General features: G+C 57.8%; 1 protein-coding gene. It reads left to right on the plus strand.

Annotated features, from left to right (window positions below; genetic code table 11):
• Window positions 1-240 (plus strand): hypothetical protein (locus E1189_RS22565; RefSeq protein ID WP_196220915.1); only part of this gene is annotated, 240 nt, incomplete at its 5' end.
• Window positions 241-474 lie beyond the last annotated feature (234 nt).

The raw sequence follows: 474 nt of genomic DNA on the forward strand, positions 1-474 counted from the left end.
ATAGGGGGCACGGACAACCTGAAAACAGCCTTGGACATCTTTGTCTGGCTGCGTACCCGGGCGGCTGGGGGGCAGCCGGACACCCCTTGTCATGACAAGGAGATCGAACTGGCTCTGGGCAGGCATCTCCAGATTATGGGAGGCACGGACAATCTGAGAGCGGCTCTGGACATCTTTACTCAGCTGCGCACCCGGGCGGCGGCGGGGCAGGCGAACACCCCCTGTGATGACAAAGGATGAACGAACACCCCCTGTGATGATAAGGATATCGAGCTAACACTGGGCAGATATCTTCAGACCATTGGAGGCAAGGGCAGTCTGGAAGTTGCTCTGGAGATCTTTACCCGACTGCGCACCCGAGCGGCCGGGGGACGGGTGAACACCCCCTGTAATGATAAGGATATCGAGTTAACCTTGGGCCGGCATCTTCAGCTTATGGGGGGAATGGATAACCTGAAAACGGCCCTGGACATC

The sequence above is a fragment of the Parendozoicomonas verongulae genome, assembly GCF_009711465.1.
In the GTDB taxonomy this organism is placed as follows: Bacteria; Pseudomonadota; Gammaproteobacteria; order Pseudomonadales; family Endozoicomonadaceae; genus Sansalvadorimonas; species Sansalvadorimonas verongulae.